Source organism: Streptomyces sp. TRM68367 (assembly GCF_014495685.1).
GTDB lineage: Bacteria > Actinomycetota > Actinomycetes > Streptomycetales > Streptomycetaceae > Streptomyces.
This window is the reverse complement of sequence record NZ_JACTVI010000036.1, coordinates 26495-43819: the sequence shown is the minus strand read 5'-3', so window position 1 is coordinate 43819 and position 17325 is coordinate 26495. Positions and strand designations below refer to the sequence as shown.

18 protein-coding genes and 3 pseudogenes are annotated in these 17325 nt (G+C 72.1%); 9 read left to right on the top strand and 12 right to left on the bottom strand.

The window, feature by feature from the left end:
- Positions 1 to 249 precede the first annotated feature (249 nt).
- Positions 250 to 1479, top strand: coding sequence for an MFS transporter (locus H8R17_RS22850; RefSeq protein ID WP_187825076.1), 1230 nt, complete (start codon positions 250 to 252; stop codon positions 1477 to 1479).
- 447 nt (positions 1480 to 1926) lie between these two features.
- Here H8R17_RS22850 and H8R17_RS22845 read toward each other — a convergent pair whose 3' ends face one another.
- Positions 1927 to 3051, bottom strand: coding sequence for a sorbosone dehydrogenase family protein (locus H8R17_RS22845; protein ID WP_187825075.1), 1125 nt, complete (start codon positions 3049 to 3051; stop codon positions 1927 to 1929).
- Between the two features lie 311 nt (positions 3052 to 3362).
- On the opposite strand from H8R17_RS22845, the pseudogene H8R17_RS22840 reads away from it, so the two are divergent.
- A pseudogene (locus H8R17_RS22840) lies at positions 3363 to 4466 on the top strand (IS200/IS605 family accessory protein TnpB-related protein); the annotation flags it as partial.
- On the opposite strand, the gene pqqE reads toward H8R17_RS22840, so the two are convergent.
- Genes pqqE through pqqA form a run of 6 tightly spaced genes read right to left on the bottom strand, consistent with a single transcriptional unit; the run spans position 4446 to position 7867 of the window.
- Entirely contained in the window at positions 4446 to 5609 is a 1164-nt protein-coding gene (gene pqqE / locus H8R17_RS22835) for a pyrroloquinoline quinone biosynthesis protein PqqE (protein WP_187825074.1), read from the bottom strand. The pseudogene H8R17_RS22840 and the gene pqqE overlap by 21 nt on opposite strands.
- Positions 5606 to 5995 carry a pyrroloquinoline quinone biosynthesis peptide chaperone PqqD gene (pqqD, locus tag H8R17_RS48780; protein ID WP_187825073.1) on the bottom strand — a complete coding sequence of 130 codons (390 nt, stop codon included), beginning with the start codon at positions 5993 to 5995 and terminating at the stop codon, positions 5606 to 5608. Before pqqD ends, pqqE begins: the two co-directional genes overlap by 4 nt.
- Positions 5996 to 6036: 41 nt before the next feature.
- Positions 6037 to 6840, bottom strand: coding sequence for a pyrroloquinoline-quinone synthase PqqC (gene pqqC, locus H8R17_RS22825; RefSeq protein WP_187825072.1), 804 nt, complete (start codon positions 6838 to 6840; stop codon positions 6037 to 6039).
- Positions 6837 to 7478 (bottom strand): MBL fold metallo-hydrolase, encoded by a 642-nt coding sequence (locus H8R17_RS22820; RefSeq protein ID WP_262505437.1) that lies wholly within the window; start codon positions 7476 to 7478, stop codon positions 6837 to 6839. The genes pqqC and H8R17_RS22820 overlap by 4 nt, the downstream gene beginning before the upstream one ends.
- Positions 7475 to 7726, bottom strand: a complete 252-nt coding sequence (locus tag H8R17_RS47190) for a hypothetical protein (protein WP_262505439.1) — start codon at positions 7724 to 7726, stop codon at positions 7475 to 7477. Before H8R17_RS47190 ends, H8R17_RS22820 begins: the two co-directional genes overlap by 4 nt.
- 9 nt (positions 7727 to 7735) lie before the next feature.
- Positions 7736 to 7867: a pyrroloquinoline quinone precursor peptide PqqA gene (pqqA, locus tag H8R17_RS22815; protein ID WP_187825071.1), complete on the bottom strand. Its 132-nt coding sequence runs from the start codon at positions 7865 to 7867 to the stop codon at positions 7736 to 7738.
- A gap of 266 nt (positions 7868 to 8133) precedes the next feature.
- Here pqqA and H8R17_RS49385 point away from each other — a divergent pair, with 266 nt between their 5' ends.
- Positions 8134 to 8661, top strand: a complete 528-nt coding sequence (locus H8R17_RS49385) for a hypothetical protein (protein ID WP_399477120.1) — start codon at positions 8134 to 8136, stop codon at positions 8659 to 8661.
- A 371-nt stretch (positions 8662 to 9032) separates the two neighbouring features.
- Here the strand turns inward: H8R17_RS49385 and H8R17_RS22805 are convergent, their stop codons facing one another.
- Complete coding sequence (locus H8R17_RS22805; protein WP_187825070.1) at positions 9033 to 9464, bottom strand: SRPBCC family protein; 432 nt, start codon at positions 9462 to 9464, stop codon at positions 9033 to 9035.
- A gap of 208 nt (positions 9465 to 9672) precedes the next feature.
- Between H8R17_RS22805 and H8R17_RS22800 the strand changes: the two genes are divergently transcribed.
- The 3 genes from H8R17_RS22800 to H8R17_RS22790 all read left to right on the top strand — a co-directional run bounded on the left by H8R17_RS22800 (position 9673) and on the right by H8R17_RS22790 (position 12097).
- The gene (locus H8R17_RS22800; protein WP_187825069.1) at positions 9673 to 10167 is read left to right on the top strand and encodes a hypothetical protein; all 495 of its coding nucleotides are present in this window, start codon (positions 9673 to 9675) and stop codon (positions 10165 to 10167) included.
- Positions 10168 to 10485: 318 nt separating this feature from the next.
- Complete coding sequence (locus H8R17_RS22795; protein WP_187825068.1) at positions 10486 to 11310, top strand: SAM-dependent methyltransferase; 825 nt, start codon at positions 10486 to 10488, stop codon at positions 11308 to 11310.
- 112 nt (positions 11311 to 11422) lie between these two features.
- Positions 11423 to 12097, top strand: coding sequence for a hypothetical protein (locus H8R17_RS22790; RefSeq protein ID WP_187825067.1), 675 nt, complete (start codon positions 11423 to 11425; stop codon positions 12095 to 12097).
- Positions 12098 to 12125: 28 nt separating this feature from the next.
- Here H8R17_RS22790 and H8R17_RS22785 read toward each other — a convergent pair.
- Positions 12126 to 13115: pseudogene (locus tag H8R17_RS22785) on the bottom strand (MFS transporter); the annotation flags it as partial.
- Between H8R17_RS22785 and H8R17_RS22780 the strand changes: the two are divergent.
- The 3 genes and pseudogenes from H8R17_RS22780 to H8R17_RS22770 form a co-directional block, all read left to right on the top strand.
- Positions 13115 to 13375 (top strand): annotated as a pseudogene (locus H8R17_RS22780) (ArsR/SmtB family transcription factor); the annotation flags it as partial. The pseudogenes H8R17_RS22785 and H8R17_RS22780 sit on opposite strands and share 1 nt — an antisense overlap.
- Positions 13372 to 13884 (top strand): glutathione peroxidase, encoded by a 513-nt coding sequence (locus H8R17_RS22775; RefSeq protein ID WP_262505430.1) that lies wholly within the window; start codon positions 13372 to 13374, stop codon positions 13882 to 13884. The pseudogene H8R17_RS22780 and the gene H8R17_RS22775, both read left to right, overlap by 4 nt.
- 55 nt (positions 13885 to 13939) lie before the next feature.
- Positions 13940 to 14815: a MerR family transcriptional regulator gene (locus H8R17_RS22770; RefSeq protein WP_187825066.1), complete on the top strand. Its 876-nt coding sequence runs from the start codon at positions 13940 to 13942 to the stop codon at positions 14813 to 14815.
- A gap of 149 nt (positions 14816 to 14964) precedes the next feature.
- Here the strand turns inward: H8R17_RS22770 and H8R17_RS22765 are convergent, their stop codons facing one another.
- The 3 genes from H8R17_RS22765 to H8R17_RS22755 form a co-directional block, all read right to left on the bottom strand.
- Entirely contained in the window at positions 14965 to 15156 is a 192-nt protein-coding gene (locus H8R17_RS22765) for a DUF397 domain-containing protein (RefSeq protein WP_187825065.1), read from the bottom strand.
- Positions 15157 to 15394: 238 nt separating this feature from the next.
- Positions 15395 to 16255, bottom strand: a complete 861-nt coding sequence (locus H8R17_RS22760) for a Scr1 family TA system antitoxin-like transcriptional regulator (RefSeq protein ID WP_187825064.1) — start codon at positions 16253 to 16255, stop codon at positions 15395 to 15397.
- 265 nt (positions 16256 to 16520) lie between these two features.
- The gene (locus H8R17_RS22755) at positions 16521 to 17273 is read right to left on the bottom strand and encodes a GPP34 family phosphoprotein (RefSeq protein ID WP_187825063.1); all 753 of its coding nucleotides are present in this window, start codon (positions 17271 to 17273) and stop codon (positions 16521 to 16523) included.
- Between the last annotated feature and the right edge of the window lie 52 nt (positions 17274 to 17325).

Genomic DNA, 17325 nt, shown 5'->3' with positions numbered 1-17325 from the left:
GTAGTGTCGGCGTGACCGTAGGGGCAGGTGGGTGTGGTGGTCAATACTTTGCGCCAGCCTTGGCAGGCGCGGGCGAGACCAGAGGCCCTCTGGGCTTGCCGCGGCGCGTGCGGTGCCGGTGGCGGCCACGGCGGCCGTACCGCCGAGCGCCGTGATCACTGTGCGCCTGCGCACGCCGTTCATGGCTTTCGTCCTTTGTGTGTGTGGGGGGGGAATTGAAGTGGGGGGGACTCAAGTGGAGGAACCTGAGTGGATTATGGGGTTCAGGCCGGCCGCCGGGCGCGAGTGGCAGTGACGGCGATCTTCTTCGTCCATGGTGCGGTCTTCGGCTCCTGGGCCGCCCGCGTTCCCGCCGTGCAGAGCGAACTTCAGCTGTCCGCCGGACTTCTGGGCCTGGTACTGGCCGGCCCGGGAATCGGTGCGCTGGCCGGCAGCCAGGCGGGCGGGCTGCTGGTGCGGCGCCTCGGCAGCCGTACGGTGAGTGCGGTGGCGCCGGTGATACTGAGCGTGCCGCTGGCCCTCGTCCCGACGGCGCACTCGGGGTGGACACTGGCCTGCCTGCTGGTGCTGCTGGGAGCGGCCGACGGATGCACGTCCGTGGCCATGAACGCGCGAGCGGTCGTCGTGCAGCGCCGGTACGGACGGGCGGTGCTCAACTCGATGCACGCGATGCGGAGCGTCGGCGCCGTCGCCGGCGGGTTGGCCGGGGTGGCCACCGCGGCCCTCGGTATGGCGCTCACGGCCCAGTTCGTGGTCGTGGCCGCCGTCCTCGGCGTCGTGTCGGCGGTGGCAGCCTGTGGACTCGGGCCGGACGGGGAACTCGCGGAGCAGGCACCGGGGAGCGACCCCGCACGGGAGGGCGGGCACTCGGCCGACGCGGGCGAAGGAGATGCCGCCGGGCACAGGGCCGACGGGCCGGTGTTCGTCCTGCTTGCGCTGATGGTCTTCCTGGCAGCGCTGGTGGAGGATGCCCCGGCATCCTGGAGCGGCGTGTACCTGAAGCACGTGGGGGCGGACACCGCGACGGCCGCGGCCGGTTACGCGGCCTTCTCGGCCGGTTCGGTCCTCGCCCGGCTGTTCAACGACCGGCTGGTCGACCGCATCGGCTGGGTCCGTCTGATCCGGGCAGGCAGCCTGTGCTGCGCGGCCGCACTGACCGCGGCCCTGCTGCTCGGACGCCCCGGTACCACGCTGGCCGCGCTCGTCGTCGCCGGAGCGGGAATGAGCGCCGTCTTTCCCGGCGCGTTCACGGCCGCGGGTGCGCTGCCCAATGCGCCTGTGGCGATGGGCCAGGTCGGCTTCGCCGGGAATCTCGGCTGGCTGCTGGTCTCCCCCGTCATCGGCGGCCTGGCCACGCTCGTCGGCCTGCCGGCTGCCCTCGGCCTGCTGGTCGTCGTGGCGGTCACCGTGGCCGCCCTGGCACCGGTCACCCACTCGGGCACACGGCAGGCCACCGATGCCAGGCCACCCTCGAGTTGAGCACACCGCGCCGGTGGCCGAGAGGTCGCGTGCCGCGACGTGGTGCAGGCGTGCGGAGTTCGCGACTCCCCAGGTCACACCCGCGGAAGCCCGACACCTCGGCGATGGGCGCACGCCACCGCCGGGAACAGCGCGGGACGCCTCCCGCGAGGTCCGGGGCCGGCGGCCTCGTGCCCGCTACCCGGACTCCAGCAGTCCGGATTGCTGCACGACGCGACTGCCTGTTCGTGGACCTGCGCGCGCACAGCACCCAGCGGCGGCAGTCGCCGGAGCAGGCGCTGCAACGGCTGCTGCGCACCCGGCTCCGACTGGCTGGAGATGGACAATCCGCAGCCGCCTGGGCCACGCCTGCCTGGCCGCAGGACGGCTCGGCGCGGCGCGCGAGCAGTTCCAGGCCGTCCTCGACGTGCACAGCGCCCGTGCGCGCCGCGCCGTTCGGGGCTGCGGCTAACCGAGGGTCACCCTCAGCACGCGGTCCGCGCCGTCCGGCCGGCCTCCCGGGGTGTCGGCGTTGGTGGTCGTCAGCCACAGCTGGTCCTCGCGGCCGGGGACCTTGACCACCGTACGGAGGCGGCCGTACGTGCCGACGTAGTGCGCCGTCGCCGCGCCGACGTTCTCCGTGTCGCCCTCGATGGGGACGCGCCACAGGCGCTGGCCGCGCTGGGCGGCGATGTAGACGACGTTGTCGGCGATGGCGATGCCGCTGGGCGAGGCCTCGGAGGTGGCCCAGGTCTTCTTCGGGTTGGTCATCCCGGCGACCGAGCAGCTGCCCTCGCAGGTGGGCCAGCCGTAGTTGGCGCCGGACTTGATCAGGTTCAGTTCATCGAACCGGGTGTTGCCGAACTCGGCCGACCACAGCCGCCCGTTGCGGTCGAAGGCGAGCCCCTGCGGGTTGCGGTGGCCGAGGCTGTAGACGTGGTTGCCGAAGGGGTTGCCGGGGGCCGGCGCCCCGGACGTGGTCAGGCGCAGGATCTTGCCGTTGAGGGAGTTGCGGTCCTGGGAGAGGGCGGTGTTCTGGGCGTCGCCGGTGGTGGCGTACAGATAGCCGTCCGGGCCGAAGGCGAGCCGTCCGCCGTTGTGGTACCGGGCTTTGGCGATGCCCCGCAGGATCACCTTGTAGCCGCCGAGCGAGGTGCCGTCGTACGTCATGCGGGCGATGCGGTTGCCCTCGGCGGCGGTGTGCATGAAGTAGACGTGGTGGTTGGTGGCCCAGTCCGGGTCGACGGCGACGCCCAGCAGGCCGCCCTCGCCGTCGGTGGTCTGGCTCTCGGGGACGGTGCCGACCTGAGTCTTGGCGCCGTCGGGGGCGACCTTCCAGACCCGGAAGTCGTCGCGCTCGGTGACCAGGGCATGGGAGCCGTCGGGCAGCCAGGCGACGCCCCAGGGGACGGTAAGCCCGGTGGTGAGGGTGGTGACGGAGGTCGGGACGCCGTCGGGCGCGGCGGTGTCAGCCTGTGCGGGTCCGAGTCCGGTGAGGAGCAGGAGCCCGGCGAGGGACAGGGCCGCCGTGCCCGTCGCCCGTGTGCTGCGAGTTCTACGTGATCGTGTGCTTCGCTTGCCGGTCAGTCGCATCTGTCCTCCAGGTGGGGGTTGTGAGGTGCTGCCTCATGACGGCGCATGAGTGCGTTCTGGCGTGGGTGAGTGAGTATCCGGCTGCCTCCGCATGACGCCGGGGAACGGGAGTTCTTGTACCGAATGGGTGACCTTTCCCGGTGGTGGTCGTTGGGTGGTGACGGGGATTCTTCGGCCATGGGAGGGAGGTTGATCGGGGTGGGTGGGCTGCGGGAGGTGACGCCACCGTTCGTGGTGCCCGGCCCCACCGGTGTGGCGATCCGCGACAGGCTCAAGCACCTCACCCCGCAGGACGAGAAGGTGCTGCGTCTCTGCTGGGCACCCGCCACCATCTTGAGGATGCGCGGATCAGCGAGGCCGAGTGGCGGCAGCGGTGGGAAGCGGAGCGCTGGTTCCTCGCCGCTGACGGCGAGTCGGGCAAGAGATTCGGCAACGAGACGATCCGTGTCAGCCCCGAGGGCGAAGTCTCGATCAGGCTGCCCGCCCCGCTCGCCGACCTGGCCAACAGGAACGGCCGGTACGTGCTCGCAGCGAAGGTACGGTTCTGGCACCGTGGCCAGGAGTGGGCCGACCGCGTGGAGGCCAACCGGGCTGTGGCTTACCGTATCCACCACGACGTGCAGCGCGGGCGCTGGTACCTGACCGCCTCCTGGCAGATCCCGACGCCGAAGACCATCCCGCTCGACGCCGCCCTCGCCGACGGTGTGATCAGCGTGGACATCAACGCCGACCATCTCGCCGCCTGGCGCCTCGACACCCACGGCAACCCGATCGGCAACCCACGCCGCTTCTCCTACGACCTGTCGGGCAGTGCCGACCACCGCGACGCCCAGGTGCGGCACGCCCTGTCCCGTCTGCTGAACTGGGCCAAGACCTGCGGTGTGAAGGCCATCGCGGTCGAAGACCTCGACTTCACCGCGGAGAAGACCCGCGAGAAGCACGGCCGACGCAAGCGATTCAGACAGCTCATCTCCGGCATGCCCACCGGCAGGCTCCGCGCCCGTCTCACCTCCATGGCCGACGCCACCGGCATCGCGATCATCGCCGTGGACCCGGCCTACACCTCCCAGTGGGGCACCCAGCACTGGCAGAAGCCCCTCGCCTCGAAGAACCGCACAACCACCCGTCACGACGCGGCTGCCGTGGCGATCGGGCGACGCGCCCAAGGACACCCGATCCGGCGACGGACGGCACCGCCCCCTGCTCACCGGAGCGATGGGCAGGGGCATCGGACCGTCCAGGCCAGACCGGGCGCTGTCGGGCGTGAGGGACCCCGCCCCCGCCTTCCCGGACCACGCACAGGATGCGTGCCACCGGACGCGGCGAGTACGCGGGCGACCAGGACATCCAAAACCGTTCGGGATATCCGCAGTGACCAGGTATGGGTACAACACTCACTCCTGTTCACTGATTAGGAACGGTTGGAAGGTTCTCGGAACAGGTTCGGAACAGGTCACACGCGCTGGTGGCCCCGTGGCGGAAAAGGAACGGGGTGTCGCCGGGTGGCCGGGGCCGGGGGTTTCCACGAGCGTCCGTACCAGGCCGTGGTCGGGGGCCAGCCGGCACACCGGATCGGTACGGGAGGCGTCGCCGGTGAGGGCGTACGCCTGGCAGCGGCAGCCGCCGAGGTCGGCGTCCCGCTGGGGGCAGGAGCGGCAGGGGTCGGACATCCAGCCGGTGCCGCGGTAGCGGTTGAACGCGGGTGAGTGGTGCCAGGCCCACTCCAGGGTTCGGTCCCTGACGTTCGGGGCGTCGAGTCCCGGCAGCGTGGCGGCGGCCGGGCAGGGCAGCACCGTGCCGTCGGGGGCCACGGTCAGCGAGACCGCGCCCCAGCCGCCCATGCAGGGCTTGGCGGTCCCCTCGACGTAGTCCGGTACGACCCACACCACGTCCAGACGCCCGGCCAGCCCTTCCCGCCGGGCCGCCACGACGGCCCGCGCCCGCTCGATCTGCTCGCGGGCGGGCAGCAGGCGGTCCCGGTTGAGCAGGGCCCAGCCGTAGAACTGGGTGTTGGCCAGCTCGATCCGCTCGGCGCCCCAGTCCAGCGCCAGGTCGATGAGGGCGTCGAGCGCGTCCAGATTGTCCCGGTGCAGGACGACATTCACGCCCAGCGGCAGGTCCGCCTCCCGGACCAGGGCCGCGGCCCCCCGCTTGGCGGCGAAGGAACGGTGCCCGGCGATCCGGTCGGAGGCGCCCGCCTCGGCGTGCTGCACCGACAGCTGGACGCTGCGCAGTCCGCGCCCGGTGAGGGCGGCCAGCCGCTCCCGGGTCAGGCCGACGCCGCTGGTGACCAGCTGGGTGTGGATGCCCGCCGCGTCCGCCGCGCCGACGATCTCGGGCAGGTCGCGCCGCAGCAGCGGTTCGCCGCCGGAGAGGTGCGTCTGTACGACGCCCAGCTCGCCGGCCTGGCGCATCACGTCGGCCCACTCGTCGGTGCGGAGTTCGGCGGATCTGCGGGTCAATTCCAGCGGGTTGGAGCAGTAGGCGCAGTGCAGCGGGCAGCCGTGGGTGAGTTCCGCGAGCAGCGCCCAGGGAGGGGCGGCGGGGGCGTCGGTCATCGCAGCCAGCCCTCGTCGCGCAGTCGGCCCAGGAACTGCGGGACCTCGGTGGCGACGGGCGCGCCCGGGAAACGCTCGGCCAGCTCGGCGACGATCGCCCCGACGGTGCGTTCGCCGTCACACAGCCGCAGGACGGCGCTCGCGCTGCCGTGCAGCACGACCACACGTTCCGGCATGACCAGCAGGTCGGTGCCGCGCACCCAGTCGTACCGAAGCATGACAGACCGGCTCAGCACCGGGCTCCAGTCCCCGGCGTCCGGCACGACATGCTTGCCGCCCGGCACGCCACGCTGTCCATCGGGCCCACTGTCCCCGCCGCCCCGCACAGCACGCCCGCCCGGCACGGCGTCCCCGCCATCCGGCACAGCGCCCGCGCCGTCAGTCATGGCATCCGGTCCGCCGGGTCCCTGCTTCGTAGGCGCCGGTTTCATGGGCACGCCCCCGTCGAGCGCTCCCCCGCCGGATGCTCACCGGCCGGGCGCTCCCCCGCCGGACCCTCACCAGCCGGGCGCTCACCGGCCCCGTCCACCGCATCGAGCAGCGACCACAGCACGTCGCACTTGAAGGTGAGCGCGGCGACGGCCCGTTCCTGGTCCTCGCGGCTGCGCGCCCAGCGCAGGACCAGGTCGAGCGCTTCGGCGCTGTCCCGGCTGCCCTGCCCGACGCGGGTGCGGAAGTAGGCCAGCCCCTCGGCCTCGATCCACGGGTAGTGGTACTCGAAGGCGGCGATGCGCGTGCGCATGATGCCGGGCGCGGACAGTTCGGTGAGAGAGGCGGCGACGGCCTCCAGCGGGGACTTCAGCCGGCAGTAGTTGACGTACCCGTCGACCGCGAGCCGCACCCCGGGCAGTACGTCCGCGGCCGACCACAGCAGGTCCCGGTCGAGCCCGGCGGCCTCGCCGAGCCGCAGCCAGCGCTCGATGCCGCCCTCCCCCTCCCGCACACCGTCGTGGTCGACGATCCTGCGCAGCCACATCCGGCGCAGTGCGGGCTCCTCGAACTTGGCGAGGATCAGGGCGTCCTTGACCGGGATGTGCCGCTGGTAGTGGAAGCGGTTGGTGATCCAGCGGCGCAACTCGGCCGGGGTGAGAGTGCCTTCGTGCATGCGGACGTTGAAGGGATGCCGGTCGTGGTAGCGGCTGGTGGCGACCTCACGCAGCCGCTCCTCGAACTCCTGCGGGCTCCAGGCGTTCTGCCGGGTGTCCGTGTCCCGTACGGGTGTTGTCGTCACAGCTCGATGACCATTCCGTCGGCGGCGACCTCGAGGCCCCGGTCGGCCAGCTGTTTGTGCCGGTCGTCGTCCGGGTCGGTCAGGGGATTGGTGTTGTTGAGGTGCGTGTAGAGGCAGCGGGCGCGCAGCCCGGCCAGGCGGCGGGCGGTGCCGGTGGGACCGTCGACGGGCAGGTGTCCCATACCGCTCGCGGTCCTGGTGGAGATCCCGGTGCGCACCGGCTCGTCCTCGTCCCAGAACGTGCCGTCGACGATGACGCAGTCGGCGGCCACCGCGGCCTCGTGAAAGGCGTCCGGCCAGGCGGCGAGGGCGGGGGCGTACAGGAGGGACTTCCCGGTCGCCGGTTCGCGCAGGACGAGGGCGACCACCCAGCGCGGGTCGTCGTCGCCCGTTCCGGCCGCGTACCGGGGGCGTTTGGCGGCGACGGGCACGGCGCTGACGTCCAGTTCCGGGCCGAGCGGCAGCCAGGCCGTGTCCAGCTCTCGCCAGACCAGCGCCGTGTACGGCCCGAGTAGGGGGCCGAGGCGCGGGCCGGTGAGCAGCGCGTCGCGGACGGGGGCGGTGGCGACCAGCTCCACGGCGTCCGCCTCGCGCAGCCGTGCCACGCCGAGGGTGTGGTCGAGTTCGGCGTCGGTCAGGACGATGCCCGCGACCGGGGTCTGCCGGGGGCCGGGGCCGGGTGCAGCGCGGGGGTGTCCTCGATCTGGTCTCCGATGTCGGGGGTGGCGTTGACGATGTACCAGCGGCCGGCGTCCGCCCGTACGGCGAGGGACGCGTGGCGGCGACGGCGCTCCGGATGTGCGCGTGCCCCGGTGCAGCCGGGACACGCGCAGTTCCACTGGGGCAGTCCGCCGCCCGCCGCGGTGCCGAGCACCTGCAGCAGCACGGCGGGGGGTTACCGGGTGGCCAGCGCGTACGCCGTCACTTCGAGCGCGGTCTCCACGACCTCGTACTCGGGTGACTGCCAGCCCGTCTCACCGCTGACCGCGGCCACCGGCTGGTCATGCGTCTCCTGGATCTCGTGCATGTCTGTTCCTGCCTTCCTGTGTGGGGGTTCAGGGAGCGAACAGATCATTACTGGCATTCAGCCGTCCGCCTCAGGATCGCGAGCGGACGGGACAGGGTCAATCACGCGTGTCTCAATCGCGCCATGGGGTCACGGGGGCGGGCCGGGTGCAGCCGGTGCAGGTGGATGTGCGCTCCCGCTTCCGCCCGGCGCCGGGTGTTCCGCGAGAGTGTCGGAGTTCGGTGCCGGGGCTCCGTGGGTCGCGGCGGGTGCGGTTTCGGGGTCGGGTGTCCTGGCTGGCTCGGGTCCCGGTGCGCGCGGACCTGGAACCGGTGGACCGGGCGGCCCGCGCAGCCGACGGCTCGGGCGTCCGCGCAGTCGGCGGGCCGTACGTCCCCTCCCCCGCGAGCCGGGGGCCGGTCGCGTTCGCCGGGCGTTCCGTGGCCTGGCGGCATGCGGTCGAGCGGGCCGTGGAACTGGCCGCGTTTCCCGGGCCCGTGCTGGTCGTCGGGGAGCGCGGCACCGGCAAGACATGTCTGGCGCGGGAGCTGCTCGGCGGACACCTGGTCGTGGACGCGGCCGAGGGCGAGGTGGGCGACGCGCTCGGCGGGCTGACCGGGAACCGCCCGCTCGTGCTGCGGCACGCCGAGCGGCCGGCCCAGTGCGACGTCGCCGCGCTCAACGCCCTGCTGGACGCCCGCCCGGACGTACCTCTCCCTGGTCACCTACACCCCGGGGACACCCCCGGACCCATGCCTCCAGCGGCTCCTGGACATCCTGGCCGCACGCTCGGTCACCCTGCCCGCGCTGCGTGAACGGCCCGAGGACATCGAGGAGTTGCTGCCCATGCCCGCCCCCGGACACCCGCCGCTCACCTGGACGCTGGACGCGCTGCGCGCGGCGGTACCCCTGGCCCGGCAACGTCACCGAACTCGCGTACGTCCTCCGCTCGTTGGCGGAGCACCGCAGGGCGACGGGCCCCGCACGACGTACCGAACTGCCGGACCCCGTACGCGAGGGCCCGTCACCGCGCCGCTGAGCCCCATGCACGCCGAGCGCACCGCCATCCCGGAGGCCCTGCACCGCCACGGCGGCAAACAAGGCCCGTGCGGCTCAGGCCCTGGGCATCGGCCACGCGACGATCTACCGGAAGTTGCGCAGTTACCGCGGCTGGGGACGCCCGCTGTCACCGCTCGCGTTCCACGTACTCCTTGAATTGGTTCAGATCGCTGCGGACGACTCGTTCGATCGCGTTCGCCTGGGCGAAGCCCTTGGGGCCGCCGAAGGTCGACCGGACGGTGTCGGGGTCGTACTCCAGCCGTGCCTGGACACGGGTGCTGTTCTGGTCGATCGGCTGCAGCGAGAAGGAGCCCGACAGCTCGGGGCCACCGGTGGTGCGCCACTCCATCACGCGCTCGCCGCCACGGTCGGACAGCTCCGCGTCGCACGCGCGGGCCCGCCCACCGGCCTCGATGGCCAGATGCGCCCGGCCACCCGCCTCGGCCCGTGCCTCACGCACTCCGTCCACGAATCTCGGATAGTTCTCCACCCGGTGCAGGCTCTCCCAGGCCTCGTCGATCGACACTGCGACGTCCACATGCTCTTCGAGGGTGCTCATGGCCCACCTCCACGGTCCGCTCATGACGCACAGCCCTACTTCTTCCAGTGTGCGCCCGGTCCCGCCGTCGTCTCACCTCGTCCCGCGTGTTCGCCCCGGCCTTCCGCCGGGCGCCGCACCTTCACCGGGCGCCAGGGCTCGGCCCTGGGCGTCGTGGTTGAGTACGCGTACTCATGTTCCCTCCGGAGCGGCGAGGCACCGTGGAGGCATGAGGTATCAGGGAACGGTCCTGCTTGCCGGAGCCGGGCTCGTGGCCGGTGTGCCGGTCGCCGCCTGGGGGCTTATGGGCCAGCAGAATGCCGAGGGGTTCGCGGCCTCCGAACTCGACTACGCCTTCGAGCCGTGGGCCGTCCCGGACGGCGTGGCCGCCCTGATCGGCGCGGCCGGGCTGCTGGCGGCGGGGGCCGGGGCGGCACTGCTCGTACGGGCCTCGCGGCGAGGGACCCTGGACCGGCGCTGGTGGGGAGTGCTGGGTCCGCTGGTGGTGGCCGGGGTGATCGCCGGGGTGGGCTGGCGGATCCTTACCGCGGGCGTGATCGGCGCCAACATCGGAGCAGGCCTGACGATCATGTTCGGGGCGCCGCTGATGGGCGGACTGCTGCTGTGGGCGCTGGGCCGGGCGGCCTGGCTGGCGTTCGAGCGCCGGTCCGGTGGGGGCGGCGAGGGGGGACGACGGTTCCGGTTCGTACCGCACGGCACGTGACGTACGAACCGAACCGCACCGCACCGCACCGCACCGCACCTGACCCACACACCGCACACATCGCGGCCCGGCCCCGTACGCAACGGGGCCGGGCCGCTTCGCCGCGTGGCCCCGATGTCACCGACGCGACCGGCGCTCTCCCGCCCGCCGCACCGGCCCCGGCGACGGCTGAGCGTGGAGCTGCCGCTGCCCGCCGGATCCGGGCCGTCTGACCGACTGGCCCGAAATCGCCACCCGATCCCGAAAGTTGGCCAAAACCTCACGCTCGGCGCGAGGCGGGCATCCGTCACCGAACACCGATCTGCAGGAGGCTCTGTCGTGTCCGAATCCACCCCCGACGCCCCCGCGCGTGCGGACATACGTGACGGGATCGACACGTCCAAGCCGCACTCGGCCCGCTTCTGGAACTACTTCGTCGGCGGCAAGGACAACTACGAGGTCGACCGGGAGATCGGTGACCAGATCAAGGAGATCTTCCCCGGACTCGTCGGCGTCGCGGTGACGAGCCGTCACTTCCTCGGTCGGGCCGTGCGCTACGTGGCCGGGGAGCAGGGCATCCGGCAGTTCCTGGACGTCGGCACGGGGCTGCCGACCGCCGACAACACGCACGAGGTGGCCCAGCGCGTGGCACCGGACGCGCGGATCGTGTACGTCGACAACGACCCCATCGTGCTGGCCCACGCCAGCGCCCTGCTCACCAGCACGCGCGAGGGGAGGACCGCGTACCTGGACGCCGACCTGTACGACCCCGAGTCCGTGCTGTCGGCCGCCGCCGGCACGCTCGACTTCTCCCGGCCGGTCTCCCTGATGATCCTCAACACGCTCGGCCATGTCGCCGAGTACGAGCAGGCCCGTGACCTGATCCGCCGCTACATGGCTGGCCTCCCCTCGGGAAGCCACCTGGTGGTCAGCGACGGCACCGCCACCAGCGAGGGCATGATCGCCGCGTCGGAGGCCTACAACAAGAGCGGGGCCGTGCCGTACTACGTCCGCAAGGCCGAGGAGATCGCCGGCCTCTTCGACGGCCTGGACCTGGTCGAGCCCGGCATCGTCCGGGTGACCGACTGGCGCCCGGAACTCGGCGAGACGGCCCGGCCCGCCGTGCCCGTGGACGCGTACGGTGGAGTGGGCCGCAAGCCGTAGGGCGCGCAGGTCACACGGGAGGGTGCGGGGCGGTGCTCGAAGTCGCCCGGGCTGTTGATCAGGGCGATAATCGATCCATGGCACCACCCCCCGCACCCCTTCTGGCCGCTGCGTGAAAACCCCCGAGCTGCATCAGCGCCTGCTGGACGATCTCCTCGCGGCGGGCGCGGCGTACCCGTTGCTGGTGGCCGGTGCCGACGCGGTCCGGGCGCACGGGCTGGTGGAGCGGACGAGCCGGAGCGTGACCATGGCCGTCGAGCATCCCGCGACGATGGCGGACATCGCCGCCGCGGTGAGCGCCGGACTGGCCCGGCGGGGCTGGCTCGTGCGCACGTCGGAGCCGGATCCGCTGTCCGCCCGGCTCGTCGTCACCGAGCCGGAGTCCGGCGAGAAGTGCAAGGTCGACATCGTCAAGGAATTGCTCTGGCGCCCGCCGGTGCGCACCGGCCTCGGGCGCACGCTCTCCCTGGAGGACCTCATCGGCACCCGGGTCCGCGCCCTGGTCGATCGTGGCCTTGCCCCCGACCTGATCGACGTACACGCCGCCGCACGGCTGCGCAGCCACCCCGAGCTCGAAGAACTCGGCCGCCGCCACGCCGTCGACGCCTTCGACCTCGCCGACCTCCAGTCCCGCCTGACCGCCACCGACTGGGTGGACGACCGGGAGTTCGCCCGGGACGGCCTCGACACCCCGGAGATCGCCGCGCTGCGCCGGTGGGCGCAGGAGTGGGCGGACGACATCGGGGAACGGCTGCTGGAGGGGGAGGCTCCGGAGGATGAGGAGTGAGGAGCGGGCGGTCACCGCGTCTGAGGTGCTACGGCCAACCGGCTCTCCCCGACCTCGCCCTCGCCGCCGCCAGCGCCAGCGTCACCGCGAGGGAGGCCGTCGCTATCGCCGTCATCGCCGTTGCCGGAGAGGTCAGTTGGGCCGCCGTGCCGGCCAGGAAGGCGGCGACGCCCTGCATCGTGAGCATGCCGGCGGAGTGCAGGCCCAGGGCGTGGCCCGCGAGGTCGGGCGGGGTCAGGGCCACGAGGCGTTCCTGCTGGGCCAGGCTGGCTCCGAAGCCGACGGAGGCGAGGGCGACGGCGGCGGCCGTCACGGGCAGCGCAGGGTGCAGGAAGAACGGCACGTACGGGGCGGCCAGGAGCAGCAGCAGCGGCGTGCCGAGGCGGGGGCGCAGCCGGGGCGGGATCAGACGGCCGACCGCCACGTCCCCGGCCAGCATGCCCAGCGCGGCGCAGGCAAATAGGGTGCCCGCGGCCGAGGGGGCGTACGACACGTAGAGGGACTCGCAGCCGACCACCAGGCCGTTCGGGATCCACAGGGCCAGATAGACCAGGCGGCGTGGCCGGGACGACCACAGCAGGGCGTTGGTGCGCCAGGTGGCCGAGACCGACGGGCGTCCCGAGGTGCGCGGCGGGCGGCGGGTCAGGCCGGCGCGGACGCCGAGGGCCGCCGCCAGGTACAGGGCCGCCGACACCAGCAGCGTGACGCGCGGCGACAGCACGGCCACCAGGGCGCCGCCGGTGGCGTACCCGGCGATCTGCATGACCCCGCTCATCATGTTGAAGACCGAACGCCCCAGCAGATAGCCGTCCTTGGAGAGGATCTCGTTCAGCAGTCCCCACCGGATGCCGCCGCCCACCGAGGCGGCCAGCCCCGGTACGAGGACGACGGCGAAGACGGCCCACACCGGCAGGCCCGGCAGCGCGAGGACCGTCGTGCCGGCGGCGAAGGCGAGCGAGATGCCCGCCAGGGCCGCCCGCGGGGGCACGCGGTCGGCGGCCGAGAGGAACGACGACGCGGGCCGGGGTGCTGGTGCTGCTCGGCTCTCCCATGAGCACCAGTCAGCTGGTCGCGGTGACCGGGCAGGGGCTCGGGTCGGTCGGGCGGCATCTGCGGGTGCTGCTGGACGCGGGGCTGGTGGAGCGGCGGCGGGCGGGGCGCTCGGTGCTGTACTCGCGGACGGCGGCCGGGGAGGTCCTGGTGAGGGCCGGGAACGGGAACGGGAGCGGCAAGGTCGGGAACGGCATGCCACATCCCGGAGTTAGGCTCCGCTCATGACGACTACAGAGAACACCGGTGCCTCTCCCCTCGACGTCGAGATCAACGCCCTGCAGGGCGGTTCCGCCGGCCTCTCGCAGTACGCGGGCAAGGTCGTGCTCGTGGTGAACGTGGCCTCCAAGTGCGGCCTGACCCCGCAGTACTCCGGCCTTGAGCGGCTCCAGGAGCGGTACGCGGAGCGGGGCTTCACCGTGCTGGGCGTGCCCTGCAACCAGTTCATGGGGCAGGAGCCGGGCAGCGCCGAGGAGATCGCCGAGTTCTGCTCGGCGACGTACGGCGTGACGTTCCCGATGACCGAGAAGGTGGAGGTGAACGGGGAGGGCCGGCACCCGCTGTACGAGCGGCTGACCGGCTTCGCCGACGCCGAGGGCCACAGCGGGGACATCCGCTGGAACTTCGAGAAGTTCCTGATCGGCCGGGACGGCACGGTCGTCGCCCGGTTCGCGCCGCAGACCGAGCCGGAGGCGGCGGAGGTCGTCACGGCCGTCGAAGGTCAGCTGGCCGGTTGACCTTGCCCCTGGGGCAGGGCTGAACGTCCTTCGCACCGGGCGGAAGAGCCGCCCGGTGACGGAGGATGCCGTGGTGGACCTTCGGGACGAAGAGCTGCTCACCATCGGGGCGTTCGCCGCGCGGGCCCGGCTGTCGGCCAAGGCCCTGCGGCTGTACGACCGGCTGGGCCTGCTGGCGCCGGCGCACGTCGACGAGGCCAGCGGTTACCGCTACTACCGGGCCGGCCAGGTCGAGCGGGCCCGGCTCGTGGCGATGCTGCGGCAGCTGGACATGCCGCTGGCGCGGATCGCGGAGGTGGTCGAGGCGGACGGCGCCGAGGCCGCCGGCCGGCTCGCCGCGTACTGGGCGGAGGTCGAGGCACGGGTGGCGGGGCAGCGGACGCTCAGCGAGTACCTCCGTGGACGGCTGTCGGGGAGGAGCTCCGAGATGTACGGGAAGTTCGAGGTCGAGACGGTGGACACGCCGGCGCAGGTGCTGATCACCGAGACGCGGCACGCGCTGGCGGACGAGCTGCCGGCGTGGATCGGGGCGTCGCTGGGGCGGCTGGAGGAGGCGGCCCGGGAGTGCGGCGGCATGACAGGGGCGCCGTTCGTCGCCTACCACGCCGAGGTGTCGATGGAGAGCGACGGTCCCGCGGAGGCGTGCGTGCCGGTCGCCGACGAGGCGGCGGCGCGGGCGTGGGCGCAGCGGCGGGGGCGGACCTGGGAGACCGGGGTGCGGGTGGAGCCGGCCCGGCGGCTGGCCTACACCCGGATCACCAAGGCCCAGGTGGCCCATCCGCAGATCCTGGCCGCCTTCGAGGCGGTGCAGGAGTGGATGGCGAAGGAGGGGCTGACGCAGACCGGCCTGTGCCGGGAGGTGTACTTCGCCGACTGGGATGCGGCGGGGGCCGAGGATCCGGTGTGCGATGTGGCGTTCCCCGTGAAATGACTCTTGCCGTGAGGTGACCGACGGGCGCCTCGGCGCAGAGGGGAGCCCCCTCGGCAAGGACGGCGAGCTTGTCGAGAGGGCTCTGTCGGTGGTGCGTGTGCAGTTGTCGTGAGGGGTGCGGTGGGGCGAGGATCAGGAAGATCCTCCCCTTACGCCCTGACGGAGGCCACGAAGGCGTTCCACGCCTCGGCGGGGAAGGCCAGCGTGGGGCCCTCCGGGTCCTTGGAGTCGCGGACGTCGAGCGCTGCCACGGAGGGCGACTTGACCTCGACGCATGCGCCGTTCCCTCCGGAATACGACGACTTGGTCCATGCCTGCGTGGCGCCCTGAAGAATTGCCATGTTTGCTCCGGTGGCGAGTTGCTGAGTCACTGTCCCCACGCCACGGTTCCCGGCAAGGGCCCGCGGTGCGGTTCACGCCAACTGCGTTGATCGTTGGCGTGATCGACGCTACTCGCTGAGGCCCTCGTTCGGAGCCGGGATTCACTCGACCGGATGACATATTCCAGGCGAATCTTCCACTTCGGCCCATCAGGGTGTACCTTCCGGCGGCCCAGTCGGAGCCAGAGCCAGTGGGGGCTCAGCGGGCGGCGTATTCCTTCGCCACGTCCTCGATGAGCTGGCGGGACTGGTCCACGTTCAGCGCCTGGGCGCGCAGGTGCTCGTACATCACCGTGTACTTCTGCACGTCGGGCGGCTTCTCCAGGTACAGGTCGCTGGTCACGCCCTCGATGTAGACGACGCTGGAATCGCCGGCGTCGGCGAACTCCAGGATCGAGTACTGGCCGTTGACGCCGGGGTGCGCGCCGACGTCGAACGGCATCACCTGCACGGTGATGTGCGGGAGCTGGGACATCTCCGCGAGCGACTCCAACTGCTCGCGCATCACCTGGCGGCTGCCGACGACCCGGCGCAGCGCGGCCTCGTCCAGCACCACCCACAGCCGCAGCGGGCCGTCGCCGTCGGTGATGCGTCCCTGCCGCTGCATGCGCACCTGCACACGCTTGTCGATCTCGGTCTGGGAGGTCTCCGGCAGCGCGCCGCGGATGATGGCCTCGGCGTACGAGCGGGTCTGCAACAGGCCAGTGATGATCTGGGGTTCGTACACGCGCAGCGACTCGGCGTCCGTCTCCAGGCCGATGTAGACGCTGTACGGGATGTCACCGAAGGCGTGCCACCAGCCCTGTTGCCGCGAGTCCTTGGCCATCTGCATCAGCGAGTCGACGATCCGCTGGTCCTCGACCTCGTAGACCCCGCACAGATCGCGGACGTCGCGCTGGCTGATGCTGCGCCGGCCGTTCTCCAGCCGGCTGATCTTGGACTGCGACACCAGCAGTCGTTCCGCCACTTCCTCGGCCGTCATGCCCTTGAGCTCGCGCAGTCTGCGCAGCTCCTGGCCCAGCCGGCGCCGCCTGACGGTGGGATTGACATTGGACGCCACGGGACGTGCACCTCCGGCTGCGTGCCTGTAGTTGCAACTTTGCGTATCTGCTTCTGAGCAGACTGCCACCAAGGTGCGTACTACCGCTGGGAAACCGAGGGATTACGGCCGGTACGCATGCGGCCGCGCGGGGCGGCGGGACCGTTTCATCGCACGCATGTGCGAATCGCACGAATCCTGCCGCCCCGCGCGGTCCTGCGGCTCCCGTACCGGGTCTCGGGGCAGTGGTGCTGTGATGCTGTGGTGCTGCCGTACCGCGTGCGGCTCAGTGGGCCGCGACGCGCGCCATGGATCCGCGGCGCGGCTGCATCGGAACCCCTCGCGCGGGTTCCGCCGCGGACCTGGCTCCGGCGGGCTGCCGGCCGGCCGTGGCCGGGTTGCGGCGCGGCTGGGCCGCGACGCCGTTCTGGACGTCCATCACGGCGTGCGCGACGAGACCGCCCATCGGGTCATGCCTGATCAGATCCCGCAGCCGGGACCGTGAGGACCGTCCCTCATTGCCCGGATACAGATGCTTGCCGAGACCGACCGCGTGGGCCAGGGCGGCGAGCGCCGCGGTCCGCGGGTCCGGTGGTACGCCGGTGCGGATCGCGGAATCCAGCCGGGCCCTGATCTCCCGGCTGATGGCGTTGTCCGTCGCCTGGTAGCGCGTCGTCGGCAACACTCCGCACATCTGGCCGGCCACGGCATGCACCATGCCGCACCGTTCGAGATGCGAGAGGTAGGTCTGGCGCAGCCCCAGCCGGGGCCCGCCGATCCAGTGGACGGCCCGTACCGGAGCGCCACGCCTTCGCAGCAACTCCAACGCGCTGTCCAGAGTCGGATCTCCTGTCGGCCGTGGTACCACCACGGCGATACGATCCCCGTCTGGGGCTATCCGTCCGGCCAGCGCCAGCTCCACTAGCTGTGCTCCGGCCAGACCGAGGTCGAGCGACTGCGGCTGTGCAGTGGTACCCGTGGCCGGGTCCAGTGCCAGCAGCAGAAGCTCCTCCGGAAGTGTTCTGCGGCTCCTGCCCATCCATGCCTCCCCGCGTGGATGTACGACAGGGTGACCCCTCTCACATTGGTCT

Coding starts and splice junctions, on each gene's coding strand:
- H8R17_RS22845 (WP_187825075.1), bottom strand. CDS start 3,051: ATGCGACTGACCGGCAAGCGAAGCACACGATCACGTAGAACTCGCAGC.
- pqqE (WP_187825074.1), bottom strand. CDS start 5,609: ATGACCGACGCCCCCGCCGCCCCTCCCTGGGCGCTGCTCGCGGAACTC.
- pqqD (WP_187825073.1), bottom strand. CDS start 5,995: ATGACTGACGGCGCGGGCGCTGTGCCGGATGGCGGGGACGCCGTGCCG.
- pqqA (WP_187825071.1), bottom strand. CDS start 7,867: ATGCACGAGATCCAGGAGACGCATGACCAGCCGGTGGCCGCGGTCAGC.
- H8R17_RS22805 (WP_187825070.1), bottom strand. CDS start 9,464: ATGAGCACCCTCGAAGAGCATGTGGACGTCGCAGTGTCGATCGACGAG.
- H8R17_RS22800 (WP_187825069.1), top strand. CDS start 9,673: ATGAGGTATCAGGGAACGGTCCTGCTTGCCGGAGCCGGGCTCGTGGCC.
- H8R17_RS22775 (WP_262505430.1), top strand. CDS start 13,372: ATGACGACTACAGAGAACACCGGTGCCTCTCCCCTCGACGTCGAGATC.
- H8R17_RS22765 (WP_187825065.1), bottom strand. CDS start 15,156: ATGGCAATTCTTCAGGGCGCCACGCAGGCATGGACCAAGTCGTCGTAT.
- H8R17_RS22755 (WP_187825063.1), bottom strand. CDS start 17,273: ATGGGCAGGAGCCGCAGAACACTTCCGGAGGAGCTTCTGCTGCTGGCA.